Below are 22,043 nucleotides of genomic sequence, written 5' to 3'. Positions count from 1 at the left end.
TTACCATTTGAATATGGTTTACTGGATGGAACACAGAAGGTAGACAGCGAGATGATTAAATATAAAAAGGATGATAGAGTTTTAGTACAAGGCAGGAATGCCATTTATATGTACGAAGAAGGAAAAACTCAATAGGACCAGTTTGCGAATGTACATAATTTCTTTTCAGCTGCTGTCAGGAAAATAAAAGAAATTCCCTTTAAAATAAATAAGATTAAATAAAATTCAGTTCATGTATTATTATAAAAGTATATGAATCTAGAAATTAATACTAATAGGTTCACTTACAAAAGATTTGTGTTTTTTTATTAATAATAAAACATGATAGCATGACGGCTTTCCGAGAAACTGAGGTACTCCTTATAGTTGTTCGTTACTAAAATATCCAAAACGTTTGTCGTTTTCTTCTTCCAGCTCTGTATTTTTTGCTTTTTCATTGCTTTGTTTAAGGGAAGCTATCATAACGCTACAACAATCTAAAAATAGTAAAGTTGAAAATGGAACTAGTATTATTTCACATAAGATAAAGCACTAAAAAAACTGTGCACAAAAACTTGTATGGTAATAAGTTTTTGGCACAGCTCTATTATTTGATCCCTTTCATAAGTACCTGAATCTTTGGAGCCATAAAATATAAAATAACACTGAAAACAATTGATAAACCGCCAATTGCGCCAAAATAAATAATCTCTGTTTCAGGATTATATAATCGAACGAGCTGTGCATTGATAGCTTGCGCGGATGCACTGGTTAAGAACCATAGACTCATTGTTTGAGCAGAGAACGCAGCTGGTGCTAATTTTGTAGTAATAGATAACCCTACCGGTGATAAACAAAGTTCCCCGATTACGACTAGAAGGAAACTAATGACTAACCAAATTGGGCTAACAAGGGATTCGGTACCATGGATATATGCAGGAATAATCATCACTAAGAATGATAAACCAGCAAATAATAAACCGATAGCAAATTTATTTGCTGTACTTGGTTGGCGTGAATTCAGCTTTACCCAAAGCCAAGCAAATACTGGTGCTAGTAAAACAATATAAATAGGGTTTAATGATTGGAACCATGAAGATTGAACCTCCAATCCTACAAAGTTTAACTGCGTACGTTGATCAGCATAACTAGCTAAGATGATTGCTCCCTGCTCTTGAATCGCCCAGAACATTGTAGCAGCGATAAATAGTGGTATGTAAGCAATTAAGCGAGATTTTTCAACTTCTGTCGTCTTTGGACTACGATACATAAAGACAAAGTAGCCTGTTGGAATTAGAATACCTAAGATACTTACAAGTAAAGTAAATCGATCAATCGTTAAAATACCTGTTGGAATTGTTAACACACAAACTAGTGCAATTGCGATAATACCAATACTAAACTGTATAAGGACCTTTTTTCTTTCCTTGTCTGTTAAAGGATTTGGTACTTGCGTTCCTGCTAATCCTAGATTTTTCTTTTTCGTAAGAACATACATAATTAATCCAAATAGCATACCAATTGCTGCCACACCAAAACCTAAGTGGAAGTTATACTTTTGACCAAGTGTTCCAATCACAAACGGAGATAATAGTGCTCCTAAATTAATACCCATATAGAAGATACTGAAACCTGAATCACGACGAGTATCTGTTTCACTATATAAATCACCAACAATACTAGATACATTCGGTTTTAATAACCCTGTTCCAAGTACTAAAAATACCATTGAGATAAATAGTGTACTAACCGTTCCTGGTAGAGCTAATATGAGATGACCGATCATTATTAAAACGCCACCCCAAAATATTGTTCTACTTGAACCTAATAGGCGGTCAGCAATCCACCCACCAATAATGCCTGACATGTAAACTAACGAACCATAGATGGCCATAATGGATGCAGCTGTGGCATGATCCATCCCTAAGCCACCTTTTGAAATGGAATAGTACATATAGTAAAGTAATATTGCTCTCATTCCGTAGTAAGAAAATCGCTCCCAAAATTCTGTAAAGAATAAAGTAAATAGTCCTTTGGGATGTCCAAAGAAACCATTTTGCGGAACGCTGCGAATAATATCGCTTTTGTTAAGCTTCTCCATAAAAAGACACTCCTAATATACAGATATAATGATTCTAATTAAGTATATAACAAAAAATAGAAAATTTAAACAAATATTAATTCGTTAAATGATTAGATTTTTTAGAAAAAACTAAATTATATATTGTTTTTAATGTTGATTTCATTTAAATTATATAATATAGATATAATAATTCAAATGTTAATACTGTATAAATATAAATATAAATGTAGGAGGATTTACATATTGTCAATGAAAGTCATTACCATAGAAGATATTTATCAAGAAATATTGGATGGAAAACGGAAACGATTCCCTCCGAATACTTGGAAAGAAGATATGGATAATAAGCTCGCCCGCAGAGTAATCACATATTTATTACACAATATCTTAAAATGGGATAAGGAAGATATCAGAAAAAAATGGAACACTCAATTACTTGTAAAGTATAAATTACGAGGATTACTTAAACATAGATACGAAAATAGCCCTTTTAAAGCAATAAATGATTTATACCCAAGTGAGTTTAAAGAATGGGAGTTTGGTATGACTCCTTTAAATTTTTGGACGAAAGAAAAGGCATTAAAGATTTTGAGATGGATGATTGAAGAAAAAAAAGGTTTATCGAACGAAAAGCTCCTACGCGTATACGGCAAAAAATGGTTGGAGAAAAACAAACTAAGTGCCCCTCTGGCTATGTACTGGAATAGTAGTCCGTTTGCAATGATTAACGATTTGTACCCTAATCGTTTTAAAGAATGGGAATTTCTCATGACGCCCAATAACTTCTGGACAAAAGAAAAAGCATTAGAAGCATTGAAATGGACTATTGAAGAAAAAGAAAAATTATCGCCCGAACAAATACTGGATGTATACAGTATAAAATGGCTAAAGACTCACAGATTAGCGTCTCCATGTCAATTAATGTGGGGAAATAGTCCATTTAAAATGATAAACGACTTATATCCAGGTCGCTTTAAAGAATGGGAATTTAAAGTTACACCAGTTGGCTTTTGGTCCAAATGTAAAGCACTAGAAGCATTAAGATGGACCATTGAAGAGAAAGAAAAACTGGATGAAAAACAGCTATTAAACGTATTTAATCAACAATGGCTCATAAAACAAAAATTACGGACACCCTTACAACGCTATTGGAAAGGAAGCCCCTACGGGATGCTTATTGCTTTATATCCAAATCGTTTTTCTAAAGGTATGTTAAAAGGGTACTGTAATAATTAAAGTGGAAATGTAAGTATGCAGAGACGCCCTTTGGTGTCTCTTTTTGAAATCCTATGTAAGTACATTCTTATGTGCCTATCGCTTTATTTATTGAAGAAAGTGAACCTGTTATATTATTTCCCAATCCATCTCGTCAAAGCCATACCAAGAAACCCAGCGCCCATCCCTATCAGCCACCCAGTTTGGGCGCTCCCAAACATAGATCTCACTCCCGCGCCAAGGAGTCACCATATCAAAAAAGAAAACTGTACGTTTGAACACAATTTAGACACAAAATATCCAATTCCTTGTATACTAAGGGAGCGGATATTTATTTTACTGTTTTATATAGTGTACAATTTCTCGCTTACGAGGTCTGTGTAGCAACCAAACCAAATCTTACGTTAAGTATTAGTGGGCATCAAAAATAGTAATGACTAATCCAGATTAACATCGATCCGATTCACAATTAAATATACCAATATGTTCAATGGATAAATAATACAAACGGTATGAAGAGAATTTCTACTCTGTTTATACCGTTTTACATTTGTTTATACGTTTCATATGAAATTCGTGGGAAGTTGTCAGCATTTCTTTTATAAATAAGACTCAAAAGTTACCATACCTGATAAAGGAAATATTAATGTAACTCTAGTTCCTTTATTCACTTCAGATTCAATGCCAATTTTCAATCCTAATTTTGAACATAGTTTTTCGCAAAGATACAAGCCCATTCCTGTACTTTTGCTAAATCTCCTGCCATTCTCTCCAGTAAATCCTTTCTCAAATACTCTATTTATATCTTTAGTTACTATGCCTACTCCATTATCCTCTATAGTTAGTATTACTGAGTTAGTTTTCTTAATTGAGTATATACGTATCATTTGTTCTTTGTTATTTGAGTACTTAATAGCATTTCCTATTATTTGATTAATAATAAATTCAACCCATTTCCCATCACTATATACGATTTCATCAATATCCTGTATATCTAATTTTATTCTCTTATGAATAAAATCCCTATAGTTTCTTTTAATTACATTCCTTACTACATTATCAAGGTTGATTGGCTTGATAATAAAGTCTTTATTAACGTTATTGCTTCGAGAATAATACAGAACCTGTTCTACAAACCCCTCTATTCGATCCATTTGAGAGTCAATTTTATTCGTTACTTCATTTTGATTATTTTCAATTATAAGCTTCGTAGAAGCTATTGGTGTCTTAATTTCATGCACCCATGTCTCTATATAGTCTCTGTAATCCAACTGCATATCTCTATAATACTTTACATTTTCATGCATATCTCTACTTACTTCTTTCAGTATAGCGTTAAGCTTTTCTCCATGTATAAAGTTTGCTTCCTTTACTACCTCTGGAAGCAAGTATTTTTTCTCCAAGTTTTCTAATATGCCATTAATCTCATTATAATAATTTTTACATCTTATAAATTCTATAGCCATATATGAAATCAATGGAAAAAACCAAATACAAAAGACAAAGAATATGATAATGAACGGAACATGCGCAATCAGCAATATACCTGCTAGTATGATATATACCAGTACATTAGATAGTATTACTACTATTTTATCTTTAATAAATTCACCTATATTCATGGCATTATATACCCTAAGCTTCTTCTTGTTGCAATCGGATTTTCTATACCTATCTCTTCAAGCTTTTTTCTTAATCTATTTATATTAACAGTTAAGGTGCTATCATCCACAAAATAATCAGATTTCCATAAAGTTTCTATGAGTGAATCTCTTTTTACAATATTCCCACGATTATTTATTAAGCATGAGAGTATTTTAACTTCATTTTTAGTTAATTCTACAGACTTGTCTTGATAAGTAACTGTTGCATTTGAAAGATTTAAAGTAAAATCCCTATACATTAAGATATGATTCATCTTGAAATCTCCAGATGTTCTTCTTAAAATGTTTGTTACTCTTGCTAATAGTATTTCTGTATTATAAGGCTTTGTTATAAAATCATCTGCTCCTAAATTCATGCTTATTAGTTCATCTACATCACTATCTCTACTTGTAACCATGAAGATTGGAACATCTGAAGTTTTACGTATTTCTCTGCATATATAATAGCCATCAAAAACAGGAAGATTTATGTCTAGTAATATAAGGTCTGCATTCTCATTTTCTATATATTTGATAATATGATTAAAATCTGTGGGAGCCTTTACTTCATATCCATACTTTATAAAAAAATGTTGTAATTCTTCTCTGATGATTTCGTCATCTTCAATCAGAATGATTTTTTTCATGACTTTTCCCTCCCTACAGAATATAAGGCTATTACATCTTAAAAAACAAGGTGTAATAGCCCTAATAAGCATTATAAAATCAAGTATTACTTTTTACAATATTTTTATACCCGACATATGTCGTGTAGAAGTATCCTACATAAACTACAAGAACTACTAAGCCAGTCATCAATGCTGGTAATGTAATGTCTGTTGGTTGAATTGTGTTAATAAAATTATTGATTACATAAATTCCAACTATAGAATGAATTAGGGCAAGAATAACTGGTAGACTAAAGTATACGAAAGTTTGAATAAAAATCGTTTTGTCAATCATGGTTCCGTTTGAACCAATTCTCTTCAAAGATTTATATCGATCTATGCTATCACTGGCTTCTGATAATTGTTGAAGAGCTAATACAGCCATACTCGTTATTAGAAATACAATTCCTATATATATCCCAATAAACATTATGATCGTTTTCAATCCCTTACTTTCTGCACGAACTTCATCCTTTGATTTGCCTGATATATATACAATATTTAATTTCGGGCCATTTTCGTCATAAAAGCCCTTTGCAACGTTATCATATTTTTTATTATATTCTTCTCTATTTCCATCTACATAATTTACATTAAGTACGGATGTACTAATTTTGTGGTCTGATACAAACTCATCATTTATAACGATTGCGAAGAAATTAAGTTGCGCATCAGAAGTGTAAAGATTCTCTTGTATAACTTTAGCGTTTTTTACCAGATATTCTTTTTCTTTAATATTCACCTTATTACTATTTTTTAATCTTTTATTTATCGGATTAACCAACCGGTTAATATTTGATAAAAGTACAACTTCATTGTTATTTAAAGTAATTTTCTTTTCACCTTTGAGATTTAAAATTTTATTATAATCAGATAATTTAATGATATTCGCACCGCTATCCCTATAATCTTTAAATGCTTCTGGTATTAAGTCCCCCACTTTCATCTCTGTTGAATATACATTATAAGATACATATTTTTCGTTATTACTTAGTTTAAAATTTGATTTATTTAATACGTCTTCTATAGCGTAACTTTCATCCTTATTCACCAACACAATACTGGCATCAAATGGTGTTGTTTCTTTTATTGTTGCGCCCATCATTCTGTTAAAGCTGATTCCTGTAGATAAAGTCACCATTGTAAGGAATAACATTAAACAGATTACAGACATGGATATAAAATTTGTATTAACCTTACTATTTATTTGTTTGATGATAAATATATTTAAACCCTTAAAATAGACTTTTTTATTCTTCTTTACAACATATAATATAAATCCAGATAAACTAAAGAAAAACAGAAATGTACCTAATATGCCAAGAAGGATTGATACCACGAGCATAGGATTTTGATAATTCAATCCAATTCTTAGTACAGTCACATATGCATATCCAAGTGATGCTACACACATAATAAATGTGATTACATAGATAAGAGGATTTCTAAATTTTACATCTTCATTTTTTCTACCTGCTGTTAACAAATCAATTATTTTGTATTTAGAAACAACATATACATTAAATAACATAACAAGAAAAAACATGATTCCAAAGTATAATACGCTTTTACCTATAGCACTTGTTGAAATTATAAATTTATATTTATTGATGGGTAATTCAAATAACTTTAATGCAAATGTAGATAACCCCTGCGATACTCCAATACCTATCATAAGTCCACTCACTAAAGATATAACACCAATTAGAAACGTCTCTGTTACTAAAATTCTGGATATGTTTCTTCTTCCCATACCTAAAGTCATGTATATTCCTAATTCTTTTTTACGTTTTTTAATTAAAAAATTATTTGCATACAATATTAAACCACCTAATATTACGGATACAAATACTGACACATCTGAGATAGCGTTCATTACTGTAGGCACATACTTTCTATCTGCAGTGTTAATTTCCACAAGTGCCTTTTGTGATTCAATGGAGTTAAAGCTATAAAATATACAAACAGCCAGTGTTAGTGTTAAGAAATATATTGTATAATCTTTAAAACTTTTCTTTATATTCCCAATAGCAATCTTAGAGTACATTATTATCGTCACCTCCAAGAAGGGTTATAACTTCGATAATTTTAGTAAAGAATTCTTTTCTGGAATCATTTCCTCTTACCAACTCGATAAATATTTTGCCATCATTAATAAATAGAATTCTACGAGCATAGCTTGCTGTAAATGCATCATGAGTAACCATAAGTATTGTAGCTTTTAAATCTTTATTAAGACTTTCAAATCTTTCGAGTAATAATCTAGCTGATTTGGAATCTAATGATCCTGTTGGTTCATCTGCAAGTACTAAAGATGGATCTGTTACGATAGCCCTTGCCGAAGCAACCCTTTGTTTTTGTCCGCCTGATATTTGATAAGGGTATTTGCTTAATACTTGTTCAATGTCTAAATATTTTGCAACCGATTGTATTTTTCCATCAATTTTTGAACTTGCCTCACCTTTTATAGTTAACGCTAGGGCAATATTTTCATAAGCGGTAAGGGTATCTAATAAATTAAAGTCCTGAAATACAAACCCTAATTCATTTTGTCTAAACTTATCTAGTGACTTTGATTTTAACCGAGTAATGTCACTATTATTTATCATTATTTTCCCCGTAGTAACATTATCAATCGTTGATATACAGTTAAGTAATGTAGTTTTGCCACTTCCTGAAGGCCCCATTATCCCAACAAATTCTCCCTCATCTACCTTAAAACTAATATTATCTATAGCCTTTGTTACATTATCTTTATTACCATAATATTTTTCAATTTTTTCTACACTTAATATATTTCGCATTAATACTTCTCCTTTTTCATTATAAAAATTCTTTAACTCCCCTTCATTTTATATAATTTCATTAATAGTATCGGTGGAATTACATTTCATTAACATTACATTTTTGTTATATTGAGTGATACCTCTCTACATGTAAGTTATCAGAAATCGCGATGGTATAAGTAAGAATTATTCGATGCCTTACCAAGGAGGCAGATAAATGTAGGGCTATCGATTCTGGTGCAAAAACGATAAAACTTATGTAATTTGCGGAAATAAACAAAGTGGTTACAGCGTAACAACAGCTCTATTTAAAAGACATGAATTCATAGTCATTTCGGCAGTTTTCTGATTTAGATTGGATACAGTACAATGGTAAACGACACCTAATATATCAAAGACTGTCTTTTTGTATAGCTTCATATAGGGGGAGCACCAAACATCCATCAACTCAAGGTATAATTTTATATAAAATGGCAAACTTGTAATCTTATGGTCGTGGCATCGAGATCTCCAAGATTGGAGAAGTCCAACAGCTAGCAAGATTTCGAGGCATATAACAAAAGGTGTTAAACCTGGAAATATCATTCTACTTCATGATTGGAATGGTAGCGAATTTTCCCAGACATCTCAAACAATTGAAGCATCAGAAAGCATCATGAAGTATTTAAACAACAATGGATATACATGTGTCACAGTATCTGAAATGCTCTATCGTTCTCAAAAAAGAATTCCTCCTTTTTTGATCCTTGTTATCAGTAAATTTGGATTTATTTCCTACGTGTTTAAAACTTTACAGTACTGGGGACAAAATATTAAAGAAATTCAATTTAAAAAATAGTGGTACATTAGATATTAAAGATATCATGATGAAAATAGACTATACTGTAAACGATTTAAAATAAAATAACACTACAGAAGATTATGGTAAACATATTAAAGTACAATTTCTTTTGGATTGGGATTCTGCGAAAAGCCCTGTATACGAGACAAATCTTGCAGAACTAAAATCACAAAGCCCACAGATTGCCTCCAAAAAAGTATTTCATTCTAAGTGGACTGAAACAGGGGGATTAAAACCTGGGAAAATGGATTGGTTTTGGATAAAGTTTGTATTTGAAGACAACGGCACAGATCAGAACGTGTTCCAAGGGGATAGTATTGCGCTAAACATGGAGTTCTAAGCCAATCAAACAGATGGACAAGAAAGATAAATTTAATAGCATATTACTGGTAAAAAGTAAAACTGAGCTTATACCTTTTAAGTATTTAAAATGAAAAACAAAAAGGACTTGTGGGAATCCCTACAAGTTCTTTTTCAGATAATGTATAAAAGATGAGTCAACATAGATTTATCTTAGTATATTTTTTAACATATTGAAGATACAGACTCAATCATATATAGTGATTGAGCCTGCACCTTCAATTTTTTGTTTCTCTTTTTTATGAATATATTTTTGTACATATGCGTTTTATATAGTAATTTCTAATGATAAGGAAGTAAATAAATTGAATACAAAAAAAACTTACTAATACAACAATTGAGCTTTGAATAACGGACATTTCCCTACTTATGGTTTGTCCTAATTGCTGCAAAGTTAGAAATGCAAAACTGCTGTGAATCATAGCTACTACAATGGGTAAGAAAAATAATATCATCATTTGTGTTGTTATAATTTTCTTTAACTCTTTTTGACTTAAACCTAATTTTGAAATCATTTGATACTGCTCTTGATCACGTTTTAAATCAGTAAATAGACGGAAATATAAAAAACTTATTGCAAATGCAAAGAATACAACTCCCACCAATATACTTGTAATAGAAAGTAATCCATTTTGTTGTTTTAGTTCAAGCCATTTCAAACTCAAAGATGAAAAAGTATAAGAATCGCCTAATTTCGTACCAACTGATTTCATAAGATTTTTTGAGACTGCAGTTGTTTCAGGCCAATTTTTTATAATAAAACCGTATATAGTGTAATTTTGCAAGATACCAACATCTACAGTTTTAATATTTAGGACTTCATTGTAAACAGCATCAGAGATAATAACAGTTTTAGCAAGCATCTCTTTTAACTCTGGGACAGTTAATGTTTTTTGAACAGTAACTGGTACTTCTAGTTCACCATGTCTTAACACAAAAGGTTTTAGGTCCTCTACACTTTTGTGTTTTTTCATTGGTAGTATAACGATACTTTCATTTTCATTTGTTAATTTTTCTATTTCATATCCTAGTGTTTTAGCATATTCATTATACGTAGAAAGATTAATTAATCTAATGTCATTCTGTGTTATTTTAAATTTTGCTGTTGCAAGTTTATAAGAAAATCCAGATTCTTTTAATTGTTTTTTTATCTCTTCAATATGAGATTTTTCTAGTGGATTTCCCCAATCTGATCTATAGGTAAATGCAAATGGGGTCTCATTTTTTGCTAATTCAGGATTTCCGATAGCTGTACAAGCTCCAATTGCTGTAAAAGATACCGCAGATATAATTGTAACCATAAAGAACGTTCTCGCATTATCTTTCATTCGGAATGCTAATTCTGAAATAACAAGGAGGTTGGTTCTTTTAAAGAATGTAGTTTCTCTATTTTTTAAATTGCATATCACATATATACAAAATTGATGAAAGAAAATATAAGTTCCAAATATAATAAGCGTGACCCCTAATCCAACGATCAGTAATACTTCATTCCCACTCATATAATTAATTGCGATTGCATCGATACTGTGGTGGACAGAAGTGTAGCCTGCTCCAATTAAGATTATAGCCAACAAAGATAGCCAAGCAGACGCTTCAGGTTCAGGTTTTGGCTTTTCTTCTGATTTTATGAGTTCTACAAGCTCATTCATTTTCAGCATTTTTGATGTAAATAAAGAAATAAGTAGAAATAAGATAAAAAAGGACAGAGCTGTTACTCCAATAGCCTTTAATGGAAAATAAAATGGTAACCTATGCTCTACTGCCAATAAAGACCCACTAACTAGTAAAAATAATTTAGAAAAAATCATTCCAAGTCCAATACCCACTAGTATAGAAGGGATTCCAATCAACATGTTTTCGAAAAAAATTAATCGATGAAACTGTTTATGAGACATTCCATGTAACATTAATAATCCAAACTCTTTTGTTCTATTTTTTAAAAATGCGCTAGCAGAATAGAAAATAAATAAGAAAGAGAAAACAAAAATTAAGGAATACGATAGTTGAAATCCTATTTTCCCAAATGTGCTCATTATAGTACTTACATGAGTCAGTTCACCTTTTAGATTTGGATGAAAGAAAAGTAGACCATAAGTAAAGAAAATCATTACCGCAAATATGCTACTAAAAAAATACCCAAGATATATTCGTTTATTCCGTATAACATTATTCAATGCTAGCTGTCGAAAAGTCATTTTTATTCCCTCCTAACATAGAAAGACTGTCCATAATATTTTTATAAAGTAATGGACAATTTTCATTGTGGTAAATTTCATTATATAACTGTCCATCATTGTTTCCTTTTTTTCTATATTTAATTGTGTTCATATCTCCATTACATCTTGAGAGAGTTTAGTATCCAAATTCCCTGTTAGCTCATCGGTAAGAATTAATTTAGGAGAATGAATGGGTGCACAGACAATCGCTGTTCGCTGTGCTTGTCCTCCTGATATTTCATATCCTCGTTTATTTATTCTTTTCACATTCAGGTCATCTAATACGAGCGGAAGAACCATCTTCCCTTTTACTGTTAATGTATGCATGAGATTGGCTTATAAATGCAGTTTCGTCTATTATGGGTACACCCTAATCATCCATCTATTAGCTACTGAAAACACTTTGTTCCAACTGTATGATAATCAGTTGAAAAGTGGTAAAGAAATCCGTAATCACAAGTACGTTTAGAAAAGAATGAATGAATTATATTCAAAATTACATATATCTCGGCCGTACCCGTGTCTGCGAAATAATGCTAAATTATTGGTAGAAAGTTAATACGGATTTTTACTATTAATATACTCCCTGATGTTGGCAAATCAATAGTAGAAATCATATTCAATAACGTTGTTCTTCCACTACAAGAAAGGTCCATAATCCCAACAAATTCTCTTCTATGATTGTTAAATTTACATTTAAAAGTGCTATATGCGAAGCTTTACCTGTATATTCTTTACTAAGATCTTTTACTTTTACTATATTTATAGGATAAATCCCCCCAAATTTACAAACTAAAAATGAGAGTTGATAGATGATGTCCCCTTCTCTTTAAATCGTTTCCGTACCCTTGCATGCACTATACAAACAAAGGCGAAGTCTTCCAAAACAGACTCCGCCTTTCCCATGTATCATGGGTTACAACCAGTACTAGTAGCTTCATAATATTTCCTCAACCTATTTCCTTGCGGAAATAGGTTGAGACCAAATATCTTCTTCATTATCATTTACATGTACCTCAAAGACATATATAGGTTGAGAGAAACCTTTTGTATCAGTGTAGTAATCTATATTATATTTTGTAATTAATAATGTATCACCTGCATTGAAAGATCCTATAGGTTCAAATTCTCCTTGTTTCAGTTTTTGAAATGCTTCCTTTGGAGAAAGAATTTCAACATCTCGAACAGGTGATTTTTTAGTAACGGAATCTTTGTAAACAGGTTTTTTTTCCCCTTCTTCTTTTAACTCTATTGATGTTTTTATCGTAACGTGAGACATATCTATTTTTGTATTGGGATCAATAGGCATATTTCCAAATTCCTTCATATGGTACGAAATAATTATTCCAAATGCAATGAGAATTACTGTAATGGGAAGGAATAGATATTTCATCATCTGTGCATGCGTTTCTTTTTTCTTCAATAATATAAGAACTATGTTTAACACAGAATACCCTAGCATCATTCCTAAAATATTATGAAGTAAATCAACAAGTTCCATACTTCCACGTTGCATTGTAAATTCAAGTATTTCAATTAATAAACTTGCTATAATTGAGATCATTAACATCCATTTTGTTTTTTGAAAAACCTTACTAAATAAAGGGAATAAAATTCCTAAAGGAAAAAGCATACCTATATTCACAATGATATGGAAAAAGGAAGTAAATGAAAATGTATTCCATGCTTTTTTATAAACACTAAGTACATCAAAATCAATGGTTCTTGCATAAGCTATATCATCTGAACGACCAAATGAAGTAGCTGATAATGCAAGAGAATAATATCCTATTATTAATATCAATAATATAATTTGTTGTACGGTAAACTTTTTTTCACCTTTACATACCTTTTTGTATACTACAAAATAGCTAAAAATAAGTATGAGAAGGAATAAAAATGTGAGTTGTATCGTAGGAATTGCAAAACTAACGAATAGTTCGGAAATAATGTTCATTTTACACCTCTGTGTTTTTTATTTTTTTCCGACCGAAGACTCTTTCCCCAAAAATGTGAGGGTGTGCAACACTAATTTTAGGTTGAAGATGAATGTCGGTTGGCCTAAGTCAATCTGTTCGCCACTATATACTGGTACAAATCATTCTTCAACGTTCTATGGCTCCACGCTTGTCAAAGTTGTGACAAGCAAGCTAAAGTAGAAATTGGGGTAAATCAACGTACAAAATACTTATGTTCTCACCGCAGGGACTATAGATAGAGCCTGCTAAGATAACTGGTGGATACATCAGTGTTCTCAGGAATCGCCTATTTCCAACAGTCCATTAGGTTCCGTGTTGGGTAGTTTAAATAATATTCTAGATAAAAATAACGAAGTATCGTTACCTCTAGTAATTATTAATCCAGAATTATACCGTATCCATGTGGTTCTCTCTAATTGATGTATACTTAACGGAATCATCTTTTCTAAAGGTGATAACTTCATCAAATTTTTCAATTGAATTTTAATGCAGTACTGCTCCTGCGACAAAACCTTAATGGAAAGACATAAAAATCAACTAGATTCGCAACACATTTTTTCATGAGTGTTTCTGTTATTCATTATAGTAGTAAGATTTTTTTCTCATATTGAATTTCCTTTCATTTTACTTACACGCTTGTAATGTTTCTGAAAATATAGTCTATAAGATTATAGCAGTGGTTCTTTTTTGGGGAGATAGCAAAGAGGGAATTTTCATTTGCACTTTACTATACCGAACTAGATTTCGTTATAGTTTTTATTAGTAATTCATTGTATCTTCATTACCAGACACGTATAAAAATCAATATTATGAAAGTAAACTACTGGATAAAAGTTTCCTTTCATTTTTGGAAACACTTAAAACTAAATTAGCAATAAATTTCTCAATATAGATATAGATGTTATATATGGTTTTTATATCGAAAATTAACAAAAAATATAATACTATAAAAAATAAGCTGGTTTCTGTCACTTGTTTTTCCCTTACGCTAAAGATAAGATCCTATTGCCGGATCTTATCTTTTTAATTTTTAATTTTTAATTTTTGATACAAAATAGAATCCTTATTATAAGGGGCAGCACCACATCGCTATCAAGCTAAAATTATATAAATTTAATTTTAGGCGAGATTGTTTCATTAAAAAAACATTTACAACTAAATTTTTAATAAATTTCTCAATATAGATATGAATATTACACATGATTTTTCTGTTAAAAATTAACAAGAGGTATTGTAATAAAAATATGATGTTTATCCTTTAGTTTACTCCTTGGCCAAAGATAAGTGTATGCTCGCCGATCCTATCTTTTTGTATTTTTTATGTAAAAAAAGAATCCTTATCATAAGGAAATCCGTCAACAAAACGCGATTTTCGTATATTATTAAGACCTAAATTAATAGATGCTTAAAATTAAAAGGCCTACACATATTATATAATACTAATATGTGTAGGCCAGCATTGTTTTGTTTATGTTATCTTTATAGTAACTTGTCCCTCTTGATTTTTTTCTTGATCCCATTCCCTTTATTTTTTCTTCCTTCTTTAAAGAACAAAGGGAATATTCTACGAATGGATTTCTGCATAGAAAGATTATAAACTTCATTGATATTCAACCAAACAGCTTTTCCTTCTGGCGAATTTTTTAGTAAATCCCCCTTAAAGTCTTTTGTAAAATAGTTAAATATCATATCTTGGTCTTTGACGATTGAATTAACATATTCATAAAGTCCTTTATAAACAGGATTGCTAACTTCAAGACCAGTTTCTTCTTTAACTTCTCTAATGGCACTATCAACAATACTTTCCGGAAATTCTAAAACTCATTACTAAAAACAAAGTATCGTACGGAACATTAAACACCGTTTATGGGTTATAGTACTACTCCATTTATTATTTCCAAATCCATTTAGAATGTTTAATAAATGGGGCAGATTATGGTGATATTCCGTATAAATAATACCATTACATTAATGTTCTCTCGGAAGTACAATTCCTTTATACAATTGAACTGTAATCAAGTAATAAATCGAGTAAATTACTACAAAAATAACAAGTGGTAACCAAATACGAAAGTACGGATCAGCCAAAAGAACGCTGAACATGTTCATACCAACTAATATGTGAGTAATCCCCACAATTGCTGGGAATAAGAATATGAAGAATAACTCTTTATAGATTGATTTTGTTAATAATTCTCGGCGAACACCAATTTTACGAAGCATTTGATAACGTGCTACATCTTTTGATGCTCCCGACAGAACTTTAAACATTAAGCAACTTGCCATCATTGCTAAAAATGCAACTCCAACGAAAAAGCCCATAAACATTAGTCCGCTGGAAAAATCATGACTCATAATATATTTTTGATACTTACTATCCAATTCTTCCACTTTCACATTTTTATATTTTGCTATCTGTAATTCATCAAGTTTTTTCCATTCTTTTATGTATGATCCAAAATCATCTGTTTTCCCTATAAACACAGTACTTTCTTTACCCTTCAACCCATCGTATATGTTTTGTTCTACAATTTTGATTTCATAATGAGGATACATATAATTTGGCTGGATCGTTCTGAAAGCCTGAATCCATTGTTTTGTGTCGATTTCTCCTTTAACCCATTTTATTGAAAATGCACCAATTGGTATTTCCTCTGAAACTTTCTCTATTTTCATACCTTGCAAGAAAGGGCGATTTTTTTCTACATCTTCTTTAAGATAATAAACATACCTATCATCAACTTTGTAATGGTATTCAAATTTTTCTTGAAATAAGATACCACCCAAAATTGTCTTTTCTTCCACAGTTGGATTATGAATGACTGAATCGTAAATTCGCATTTGATCTGTCATGTTTATAATGTTGTTTTTAAATGCCATACCACAAGCAATTCCACCAGCACCAAGAGCCACTAAAATTGCTACTGTTGCAAGCACATTTGTTAGACTATTAATGCGGAAATTTAATTGTGCAAAAGTAAAAGCATTGAGGCCTTTTTCACTACGTTTTTTATTACTCTTTAGCTTGTTAATCATAACTGGGAGAAGGGATCCAAATATAAGGTAAGTACCAGCGGTTGCTGAGATTAATCCAACGGCCATTAATCCCAAAGCAATTAGCGAATTTGCATATGACATATAGATCAGTGATGCATAACCAATACCTAATAAAAGAATACCAAGGAATGCAATTACAACTGTCATTTTTCCTTTTATGGCAACACGTTCTGTTTGTGCATCTGCATGTACAAGTTGCAGTACAGAAATACGCGATAATTTAATACTATTCATAATTGCAGATAATACAAATAGTGCAAAGAAGAAGACGCAAGTAATAGCTATTGATGGCAGATAAAATGCTTTATAACCTTCACCAGCAAACTCGAGTTGTTTCATTAATAACTGACCGATCCCTTCTGCAAGTCCTACACCAACTGTAATACCAATCGCAAGAGACGCAGCGCCTAATACGATTGTTTCGATAAACATAAGTAATGTAACTTTATGCTTTTTTGCTCCTAACATCATATACATACCAAATTCTTTTTGACGAAGAGCTGATAAGAAAGAGTTTGCATATAAAATAAAAAAAAATGTGATAACCGCTAACAAAAAGGAACCAATTTTAAAGACAGCCACAATATCCCTAATAGAAGAGTTAGATTCAAGGAACGTTTTATTGGATGCTAGCGTTTGAAACATATAAAAAGTTGAAATAGAGACAATAAGACCAACAAGTAAAACAATGTAATCTTGCAACTTACTTTTTAGGCCTGACATAGAAAGCTTAAATAACATGATTGAACTTCCTTCCTTACGCTTTTTGTGTGCCTAAGTTTGCAAGCACGTCTAAAATTTCTTTATAGAATTCTTCACGGGTACCACCGCGATGAATTTCTTTATATAACTCACCATCTTGAATGAATAAAATACGCTGACAGTAACTTGCGCTATAAGGATCATGCGTAACCATCATAATGGATACACCTTGCTCTTTATTTAAGCTTGTCATGGCATTAAGTAAACTCGTTGCATTTTTAGAATCTAGAGCTCCAGTCGGCTCGTCTCCCAAAATAATTGCTGGTTCATGAACTAACGCACGTGCTGCTGCGGAACGTTGCTTTTGTCCACCAGATACTTCAGATGGATATTTTTGAAGTATAGCTGTAATACCTAACATATCAGCTACTTTTTCTACTTTCTTTCTAATATTACGAGATGAAACACCTTGAAGTGAAAGTGGGAGTGCGATATTTTCATAGATAGATAAATTTTCTAATAAGTTAAAGTCTTGGAAAATGAACCCTAACTTTTGTGAACGAAAATCAGAAAGTTCACCTTGCTTCATTTTCGTAATATCTGTTCCTGCAATTTCAACAACGCCGCCTGTCGCTTTATCTAACGTTGAAATTACATTTAATAATGTTGTTTTACCAGAACCAGAAGGTCCCATAATACCAACAAATTCCCCCTCTTGAATTGAGAATGATACACCTTTTAATGCATGTGATTGATTCTCACCTTTTTTACCGTACAATTTTTGAATGTTTTTTACATCTACAACTGGTTTTATCATTTATATCCTCCTACTTTTTTATTTCATTACAATAAGCTACTATGTTTGTTTACTACTAACAAAATAGACACGTTGCATTCACCCTAAAGCTACAATGAAATCTTTCCTTTTATCTTCTTTGCTCACCCCATCACTTTGAATACATCCATGATAAACTATGAAAATTAGGAAACACCCCTTAAAATCCTTAAGAATTCTTAAGTTTTAAAAAAAAGCTTATGGAACCTGTAATTCCATAAGCCAATCTATTTGATTGGATGTTCAACAATAAAGGATATCCAACCTTCTTTATATTCTGCATGTATATTACCATGATGAAGTTCAACAATTCTTTTTGAGATAGCAAGTCCCAGCCCATTTCCTTGATCATTTTTTCTTGCCTTATCACCCCTGAAAAATCTTTCAAATAATTTATTAGGGTCGCTAACAGGCGGCTTCTCGACTTTATTTGATACTTTCAAAATTGCTTTGTTACCTATTAATTCAAGACATACGGATAATTCGGAAGGTTTCATGCTGAACTTTATCGCATTCATAAACAGATTTTCATATACACGTACCATTTTTTCTACATCCATGAAAATAGGTATTGTTTCTTCCGTTATTGATTTTTGAACAATTAAACTTTCCTTTTCAAATATAGGAATGTATTCTCCAACTATTTGCTCCAACAAACCTGATAAATCAACTTCATTAAAGTTTAACTTAGCATCGATGCCTGATAAACGAGTATATTCAAACAGTTCATCAATTAAATATTTCAATCTCTTTGATTTTAAGTACGTGGTTTCAAGGTATTCCTGTAATTGTGTTTCACTGTTGTATTGCCCTCTTTTTAATAAATCTATATAGCCAATAATAGATGTCAACGGTGTGCGTAAGTCATGAGATACGTTCGTTATGAGTTCATTTTTTGTACGTTCTAATCGTCTTTCCTGTTCAAATGTATGCTCCAATTCCTTGGACATATAGTTGATATTTTGGGCAAGTTGGGTCAATTCGTCATTCCCCTTGATCCCTATTGTCAGACCTAGTTTTCCATTGGCAATATCATTTACATTATCTGAAATGAACTTCAAATATACTATTTTCTTTCGAACCAATATCAAAAAAAGTATGATAAAGGTAAAGATTGCGAACGCGAATAAAAACAACAGTGCCAATTTGAATTCAAACATACTAAACTCTTCGTATTTTACAAATAACGGATCTATAACGTATGCCAAAATGAGAATTGTTAAACCAATTGAAATAAAAAAACTAACTGCAACAGCACCAAGAAGTTTTATAATGATCTTATTTCTAAAACTAACATTCTTCATATTTTATATCCAATTCCCCACACAGTTTTAATATAAATGGGATGTTTAGAATCCTCTTCTATTTTGTCTCTTATTTTTGTAATATGCACCATGACAGTATTGTCTGATTTATAAAAAACCTCTTCCCAAACTGCTTCATATATTTTTGCTACACTCATGACAATCCCTTTGTTGCGGGCAAGTAGTTCTAAAATAGCAAACTCTTTTGGAGTTAATCTTGTTTCTTTTCCTCTTACCCATACTTGACGTGTATCTGTATTCACGGTTAAGTCACCAATTTCTAGAATGCTTTTATTATGTCCTATTGATGAATTGTATTTTTTAAACCTTCTTAATTGGGATTTTACCCTAGCGATTAATTCCAATGGGTTAAACGGTTTTGATAAATAATCGTCTGCACCAGAGGCTAGCCCCTGAATTTTGTCTATATCCTCAGATTTTGCAGATAGCATGATGATAGGTATATTGCGGTCTTCCCTAATCTTCATACACGCTTCAATACCATCCATATTAGGCATCATAATATCTAAAATAATCAAATCAAACTCCTTTTCTTCTAACAGTTGTAAAGCTTCCATAGCATCTTCTGCCTTTTGAGTTTTCAGGCCTTCATTTTCCAAATAAGCAGAGATAAGATTTCTAATTTCTTTATCATCATCGACAATAAGAATTTTTGATTCCATATGATTCCTCCATATTTTTTCTCGTATAAAACAGCTAAAGACATAAGCAGGTGAGACATTTGTATCTTCTTTTTTTCTTAAGCTTGCAAATGAAAGACAAGAAATAACATACTGTATATACGTAATATCGTTCTCCCTAATATATTGTTCAATATTTGCTACTGATCCATATACAATTAATAAGTTCCCTTTTTCTTTTAATTTTGCTTTTAGTAAAATTAAAAATTTCTTATTATTTTCTACTAATAAAATAATTGTCTTGAGATTTCTTCTTTTAATTAATTTTTCTGTGAATACACCTGTACTCAGTCCATATTTGACAATATAATTTACTTTCTTCAAATCAATTCCTTCAATTTTTTTGTCTCCATGAAACCTTGAACTTGGAATATCTGCATCAACTGATTTTTAGTACATTATATACAGAAATAAGAAAGCGAATTGTTTTCATACCTAGTCATCCTGCAGGTTTGAACTCATTATCATACTCTAGAGTCCAAAACTTAAGAAAAAGGGGTAAAAGTTCTTAAGAATTCTTAAGCTTTCTACAACATTTTATCATAAGAATATATGACAACTCTTAAAATGTTAGCGGTATCTCCCATAACACTTACTATTCGTCAATCCGAAGAACAAAAAGAACTTGTAGGAATTCCTACAAGTTCTTTTTTAGATAATGTAAAAAAGTTAAAATAAACTATCTCATAATTTGAATCGGAGCAAACACTATAACTACGGGTTGATTATATTATATACAAAATCTTAACGTATGCACTTTTAACATTTGAAAATTTTGCTAATTTAAAATAGGAGAATAAATAACGGTCTTAACCCCTGAAAATCCTAATTTATCATTTTGAACAAAACGTTTTAAATCTATATTTATATCGTAATAATTTATAAAAATATAAGTATAGTTAAATAGAGAAGAATGGTGTATTCTTACTGTAAAACTTATATATATATTGTTTTTTTATTCATCTACTTTTCAATCCCTCTATTTACAATGATTTGAATGTATATATAGTAAATTCAATGTTTAAGGGGAAATGAAAGTAAACTAATGAATAATAATTTACATTAGATATCTTTAAAAAGTGTTAAAAAAACGACCTTTAATCAATCCTTTTTTCTAAAACCACAGAAAAGATAAGTACTATAGTTAACACGATTATAACCCTTATTTCACTTCCATCACTTACAAAAAATGAATACAAAGTATAAATTAAAATTAATATTCCATACATAATTTTGTACAATGAACTTCCACCTTTTCCTATATATATTTTAGTATAAAAGTTTAATTCAAGTCCTAGATTAAAATAAAAATAAACAGCACCTGTGATATACACAAAGTGCTTTTCTCTTGTCAATTTATCTATTTTCACTATACTTATCTATTTTCTTCTTATAACTCAAACTTCTTAAAACCGTACTTTTAGCTTGTTGCAATTCATTTTATTTATATGAAATATGTTTTATCTGTCTGTACATCTTCAACATTTTCTCCATCTACTAATAATCTCCTGTACTTAAAAGATTGCCCTGTTAATACTGTTGTAACCCCCTCCTTTTGTTTAATTACTTGTATCATAAAACAAGTATCTGAAGTTTATATGTAGTCTATCTAGAGTCTATGTAGATTTAAAAAATCTCTAACAAAATGTTTGTATTGTAACGTTACTACCA

Annotated in this window: 13 protein-coding genes and 5 pseudogenes; 3 read left to right on the top strand and 15 right to left on the bottom strand. The window is 31.0% G+C overall.

Features of this window, described 5'->3' with window-relative positions; genetic code table 11:
- Positions 1-586: 586 nt before the first annotated feature.
- Entirely contained in the window at positions 587-2,080 is a 1,494-nt protein-coding gene (locus AB6801_RS19705) for a peptide MFS transporter (protein ID WP_370941136.1), read from the bottom strand.
- Positions 2,081-2,257: 177 nt separating this feature from the next.
- Between AB6801_RS19705 and AB6801_RS19700 the strand changes: the two genes are divergently transcribed.
- Complete coding sequence (locus AB6801_RS19700; RefSeq protein ID WP_370941135.1) at positions 2,258-3,298, top strand: DUF4046 domain-containing protein; 1,041 nt, start codon at positions 2,258-2,260, stop codon at positions 3,296-3,298.
- A gap of 578 nt (positions 3,299-3,876) precedes the next feature.
- On the opposite strand, the gene AB6801_RS19695 is transcribed toward AB6801_RS19700, so the two are convergent.
- The 4 genes from AB6801_RS19695 to AB6801_RS19680 form a co-directional block, all read right to left on the bottom strand.
- Positions 3,877-4,899: a sensor histidine kinase gene (locus AB6801_RS19695; protein ID WP_088360904.1), complete on the bottom strand. Its 1,023-nt coding sequence runs from the start codon at positions 4,897-4,899 to the stop codon at positions 3,877-3,879.
- Positions 4,896-5,567: a response regulator transcription factor gene (locus AB6801_RS19690; protein ID WP_087948260.1), complete on the bottom strand. Its 672-nt coding sequence runs from the start codon at positions 5,565-5,567 to the stop codon at positions 4,896-4,898. The genes AB6801_RS19695 and AB6801_RS19690 overlap by 4 nt, the downstream gene beginning before the upstream one ends.
- 79 nt (positions 5,568-5,646) lie before the next feature.
- A complete protein-coding gene (locus tag AB6801_RS19685; RefSeq protein WP_370941134.1) occupies positions 5,647-7,635 on the bottom strand; it encodes an FtsX-like permease family protein in 1,989 nt (662 codons plus the stop codon).
- Positions 7,625-8,392, bottom strand: coding sequence for an ABC transporter ATP-binding protein (locus AB6801_RS19680; protein ID WP_001244403.1), 768 nt, complete (start codon positions 8,390-8,392; stop codon positions 7,625-7,627). Before AB6801_RS19680 ends, AB6801_RS19685 begins: the two co-directional genes overlap by 11 nt.
- 451 nt (positions 8,393-8,843) lie before the next feature.
- Between AB6801_RS19680 and AB6801_RS19675 the strand changes: the two are divergent.
- Positions 8,844-9,133 (top strand): annotated as a pseudogene (locus AB6801_RS19675) (polysaccharide deacetylase family protein); the annotation flags it as partial.
- A 38-nt stretch (positions 9,134-9,171) separates the two neighbouring features.
- Positions 9,172-9,555: pseudogene (locus tag AB6801_RS19670) on the top strand (TasA family protein); the annotation flags it as partial.
- 259 nt (positions 9,556-9,814) lie between these two features.
- On the opposite strand, the gene AB6801_RS19665 reads toward AB6801_RS19670, so the two are convergent.
- From AB6801_RS19665 to AB6801_RS19620, 10 genes and pseudogenes are all read right to left on the bottom strand, one after another.
- The gene (locus tag AB6801_RS19665; RefSeq protein ID WP_370941133.1) at positions 9,815-11,773 is read right to left on the bottom strand and encodes an FtsX-like permease family protein; all 1,959 of its coding nucleotides are present in this window, start codon (positions 11,771-11,773) and stop codon (positions 9,815-9,817) included.
- A pseudogene (locus AB6801_RS19660) lies at positions 11,745-12,127 on the bottom strand (ATP-binding cassette domain-containing protein); the annotation flags it as partial. The gene AB6801_RS19665 and the pseudogene AB6801_RS19660, both read right to left, overlap by 29 nt.
- A 144-nt stretch (positions 12,128-12,271) precedes the next feature.
- Positions 12,272-12,560 (bottom strand): annotated as a pseudogene (locus AB6801_RS19655) (P-loop NTPase family protein); the annotation flags it as partial.
- A gap of 189 nt (positions 12,561-12,749) precedes the next feature.
- The gene (locus AB6801_RS19650; protein ID WP_130068119.1) at positions 12,750-13,751 is read right to left on the bottom strand and encodes a VanZ family protein; all 1,002 of its coding nucleotides are present in this window, start codon (positions 13,749-13,751) and stop codon (positions 12,750-12,752) included.
- A gap of 1,501 nt (positions 13,752-15,252) precedes the next feature.
- On the bottom strand, positions 15,253-15,558 hold the full coding sequence (locus AB6801_RS19645; RefSeq protein WP_233276722.1) for an NUDIX domain-containing protein: 306 nt from the start codon (positions 15,556-15,558) through the stop codon (positions 15,253-15,255).
- Positions 15,559-15,741: 183 nt separating this feature from the next.
- On the bottom strand, positions 15,742-17,571 hold the full coding sequence (locus AB6801_RS19640; protein ID WP_370941132.1) for an FtsX-like permease family protein: 1,830 nt from the start codon (positions 17,569-17,571) through the stop codon (positions 15,742-15,744).
- A 16-nt stretch (positions 17,572-17,587) separates the two neighbouring features.
- The gene (locus AB6801_RS19635) at positions 17,588-18,349 is read right to left on the bottom strand and encodes an ABC transporter ATP-binding protein (RefSeq protein WP_370941131.1); all 762 of its coding nucleotides are present in this window, start codon (positions 18,347-18,349) and stop codon (positions 17,588-17,590) included.
- Positions 18,350-18,594: 245 nt separating this feature from the next.
- Positions 18,595-19,671 carry a sensor histidine kinase gene (locus AB6801_RS19630; protein WP_000800292.1) on the bottom strand — a complete coding sequence of 359 codons (1,077 nt, stop codon included), beginning with the start codon at positions 19,669-19,671 and terminating at the stop codon, positions 18,595-18,597.
- Complete coding sequence (locus AB6801_RS19625; protein ID WP_033667543.1) at positions 19,668-20,354, bottom strand: response regulator transcription factor; 687 nt, start codon at positions 20,352-20,354, stop codon at positions 19,668-19,670. The genes AB6801_RS19630 and AB6801_RS19625 overlap by 4 nt, the downstream gene beginning before the upstream one ends.
- Before the next feature lie 1,461 nt (positions 20,355-21,815).
- Positions 21,816-21,948: pseudogene (locus AB6801_RS19620) on the bottom strand (histidine kinase); the annotation flags it as partial.
- Positions 21,949-22,043: the final 95 nt, after the last annotated feature.

Origin of the sequence: Bacillus sp. RCC_6_1 (assembly GCF_041360755.1) — a bacterium.
Classification (GTDB): domain Bacteria; phylum Bacillota; class Bacilli; order Bacillales; family Bacillaceae_G; genus Bacillus_A; species Bacillus_A cereus.
The sequence above is the reverse complement of the archived record's forward strand: the minus strand, read 5'-3'. Positions and strand labels throughout refer to the sequence as shown.